Genomic DNA, 3518 nt, shown 5'->3' on the forward strand with positions numbered 1-3518 from the left:
CCGCAGTGGCGGAGGAAGGCGGCTTCGAGCGCGCCGCCCGCAGGCTGAATCTTACGCAGTCGGCAGTGTCGCAGCGCATTCGCCAGCTGGAGGAGGCCGCAGGACAGCCGGTGCTGGCGCGTACTCAGCCGCCCGCGCCCACGGCCTGCGGGCGCAGGCTGCTGCGCCACGCCCGGCGCGTGGGTCTACTGGAGGCCGAGCTTGCCCGGAGCATGGAGCCGGGGCAGGACTCCGAAACCGGTCCCTGGCGCACCCTGGCCCTGGGCGTCAACGCCGACAGCCTGGCCACCTGGTTTCCCGCCGCCGTGCTGCCGCTTCTGACGAGCGAACGCCTGGCCCTGGACCTCAAGGTGGACGACCAGGAGCGCACCCACGAACTTTTGCGCGCGGGCGAGGTGGCGGGTTGCGTAAGCACCCGGCCAACACCCATGCAGGGCTGCCGCGCGCTGTTCCTGGGCGGCATGCGCTACCACTGCGCCTGCGCCCCAGGTTTCGCGGCCCGCTGGTTTCCGCAGGGGCTCGACCAGAAGGCCGCCGAGCGCGCCCCGGCAGTGGTCTTCAACCGCCAGGACACGGTGCACGACAGGTTCCTGGAAGGCTTTCTTGGCCAGAGTCCGCAGGGCGCGCCGCGCCACCACGTGCCCAATTCCGAGCGCTTCGTGGACTTCGTCCTTGGCGGGGCCGGGTACGGGCTCATCCCGCATATCCAGGCAGACGAGCCCCTGGCCCAGGGGCTGCTTGTGGACCTTGCGCCTGGTGCGCCCATGTTCGTGCCGCTGTACTGGCACTGCTGGAACATCGCCTCCCCGCTCCTGGCCCGGCTGACCCGAGCCCTGCGCGAGGCCGGTCAGCGCGTGCTGCTGAAAGAAGAATAAATCCAGGGAGCGAAGAGTAATCACTCTTGCATTTCTACATACCAGGGGTAGAAATGTGTCGTAAGATTCACAACACACACCACACACAACCTCTGGAGGCACCATGCGCAAGACCCTCGCCATCCTCTCCCTGACCGCCCTGCTCGGCGCCTGCGCCGCAGCCACGCCCCCGCCGCCCGCTGCACCGCCCGCCCCGGCAGTTTCCGCCGCACCCGCCGTGACCATGAGCGCCGCCGCTGATCCCAAAGCCTACTACGCTGCGCGCTGCGCCGGCTGCCACGCCCAGGACGGCTCCAAGGGCCTGAAGGGCAAAAGCGCCGACTACGTGGCCAACGCCCTGAACGGCTACAAGGCCAAGACCTACGGCGGCGCCAAGAAGGAGATCATGGAAGCGCGCGCGGCCGTGCTCTCCGCAGACGACATCAAGGCCCTGGCCGCGTTCACTGCGATGTTCTAGACTGAAATCAAGAAGCGTCGCCAGAGACCTCGCAAGGGGCTCCGCCCCTTGACCCCGCCAGAGGGCACGAGGCCCTCTGGACTCCCTGTGGCGAGGGTTTCGGGCCTCGGCGGCTCCGCGCCGAGACCCGAAACCCTCGCGGAAGGGGCGGACAGGACCGGTAAATGGCCTGCCCCTCTTCACTTTGCGGGTCCAGGGGGTGCATACCCCCTGGCGGGGTGCGGGGGCAGCGCCCCTGGCCGTATCCAAAAGGCGTCGCCGCTGGAAATGAAAAGGCCGGGTCGAGCAACTGCTCGAACCCGGCTTTTCATTGGCGGGAAGGGCGGCCAGGGGAGATGACTCCCCCGGCAACAGGCCCTTATGCTCGTCTAGTAGCGGTAGTGGTCCGGCTTGTAGGGGCCGTCCGGGGAAACGCCCAGGTAGTCGGCCTGGAACTTGGTCAGCTTGTCCAGCTGCACGCCCAGGCGCTCCAGGTGCAGGCGGGCCACTTCCTCGTCCAGCTTCTTGGGCAGGATCATGACCTTGGGCTCGTAGGTATTGGCGGCCAGGTCGAGCTGGGCCAGCACCTGGTTGGTGAAGCTGTTGCTCATGACGAAGCTGGGGTGGCCGGTGGCGCAGCCCAGGTTCACCAGACGGCCTTCGGCCAGGACGATGAGGCTCTTGCCGCTGGGCAGGGTCCACTTGTCCACCTGGGGCTTGATCTCAAGCTTCTTGCACTTGGGGTCGTTCTCCAGGAAGCTCATCTCGATCTCGGAATCAAAGTGGCCGATGTTGCACAGGATGGCCTCGTCCTTCATTTTCACCATGTGCTTGGCGTTCACCACGTGGTAGTTGCCGGTGGCGGTGATGAAGATGTCGCCCAGCTCGCAAGCCTTGTCCATGGTCAGCACTTCGTAGCCTTCCATGGCGGCCTGCAGCGCGCAGATGGGGTCGATCTCGGTGATGATGACGCGCGCGCCGAAGCCGCGCATGGACTGGGCGCAGCCCTTGCCCACGTCGCCGTAGCCCACGACCACGGCGATCTTGCCCGCGATCATGACGTCGGTGGCGCGCTTGATGCCGTCGGCCAGGGACTCGCGGCAGCCGTACAGGTTGTCGAACTTGCTCTTGGTGACGGAGTCGTTGACGTTGATGGCCGGGAAGAGCAGCTCGCCCTTCTTCTCCATGTCGTACAGGCGGTGCACGCCGGTGGTGGTTTCCTCCGACACGCCGCGCACCTTGGCGGCGATCTTGGTCCACTTCTGCGGATCAAGCTTGTACCCGGCGGCAAGGCGGTCCATGATGATCTGGAACTCCTTGTTGTCCACCTTCTTCTTGAGCAGGGCGGGGTTCTTCTCGCACTTCACGCCGTGGTGGATCATGAGCGTGGCGTCGCCGCCGTCGTCCACGATGAGATCCGGGCCGGAGCCGTCGGGCCAGGTGAGGGCCTGCTCGGTGCACCACCAGTATTCTTCAAGGCTCTCGCCCTTCCAGGCGAAGACAGCGGCGAGCTTCTTGGCGGCGATGGCCGCGGCGGCGTGGTCCTGGGTGCTGAAAATATTGCAGGAGGCCCAGCGCAGGTCCGCGCCCAGGGCGTGCAGGGTCTCGATGAGCATGGCGGTCTGAATGGTCATGTGCAGGGAGCCCATGATCTTGAGGCCCTTGAGGGGCTTCTTCTTGCCATACTTTTTCTGCAGGGACATGAGGCCGGGCATCTCGTTCTCGGAGAGCTGCATCTCCTTGGCGCCCCACTCGGCCAGGGCCATATCGGCCACGCGGAACTTGAGCTTGGGATCGACTGCTTGCATCTGGTCATCCTCCAAAGGTTGTCGGGCCGTGTGGCTCGCTCAGCGCCGCCTCGGCGATGAGCACCGTAAGCCCCTGGTTTACGGGGAAGGCGTCCACCCGGCGCGGGGCGAACCCGGCCGTTTGGAGCCAATCATACAACGTTTCCTTGTCCACGCCCAGCCGTGCGTCGCCATATTTGACGCGCATGGCCTCATTGTCGTGGCGGTCGAACTCAGCCACGAAAAGGGTTCCGCCCGGGGCCAGCACACGTCTCGCCTCGCAAAGCACCGCCTGCGGGTCGTTCACGTGGTGCAGCACCATGGAGAGCATGGCCGCCTGCACTTCACCCTCGCGCAGGGGCAGGTGTTCCAGCTCGCCCAGGCGCAGGCTCACGTTCGCGCGTCCGGCCAGGCGCGCAC

At 66.2% G+C, this 3518-nt stretch carries 4 protein-coding genes; 2 read left to right on the plus strand and 2 right to left on the minus strand.

Translation table 11 applies throughout. From position 1 onward, the window contains the following. Both VN419_RS03275 and VN419_RS03280 read left to right on the plus strand, forming a co-directional pair. Positions 1–875: LysR family transcriptional regulator ArgP (locus VN419_RS03275; RefSeq protein ID WP_325644403.1), on the plus strand; the 875-nt coding region annotated here is incomplete at its 5' end. Positions 876–978: 103 nt separating this feature from the next. After that, positions 979–1332 carry a c-type cytochrome gene (locus VN419_RS03280; RefSeq protein WP_325644405.1) on the plus strand — a complete coding sequence of 118 codons (354 nt, stop codon included), beginning with the start codon at positions 979–981 and terminating at the stop codon, positions 1330–1332. A 368-nt stretch (positions 1333–1700) separates the two neighbouring features. On the opposite strand, the gene ahcY is transcribed toward VN419_RS03280, so the two are convergent. Together ahcY and VN419_RS03290 are read right to left on the minus strand one after the other, a co-directional pair. After that, positions 1701–3119 carry an adenosylhomocysteinase gene (gene ahcY / locus VN419_RS03285; RefSeq protein WP_325644409.1) on the minus strand — a complete coding sequence of 473 codons (1419 nt, stop codon included), beginning with the start codon at positions 3117–3119 and terminating at the stop codon, positions 1701–1703. 4 nt (positions 3120–3123) lie between these two features. Beyond that, on the minus strand, positions 3124–3518 hold a 395-nt coding region (locus VN419_RS03290), incomplete at its 5' end, for a class I SAM-dependent methyltransferase (RefSeq protein ID WP_325644411.1).

The organism is Humidesulfovibrio sp. (assembly GCF_035560995.1).
Taxonomy (GTDB): domain Bacteria; phylum Desulfobacterota; class Desulfovibrionia; order Desulfovibrionales; family Desulfovibrionaceae; genus Humidesulfovibrio.

Excerpts from the sequence above, each read along its gene's own strand:
- ahcY (WP_325644409.1), bottom strand. The coding sequence starts at position 3,119 with ATGCAAGCAGTCGATCCCAAGCTCAAGTTCCGCGTGGCCGATATGGCC.
- VN419_RS03280 (WP_325644405.1), top strand. The coding sequence starts at position 979 with ATGCGCAAGACCCTCGCCATCCTCTCCCTGACCGCCCTGCTCGGCGCC.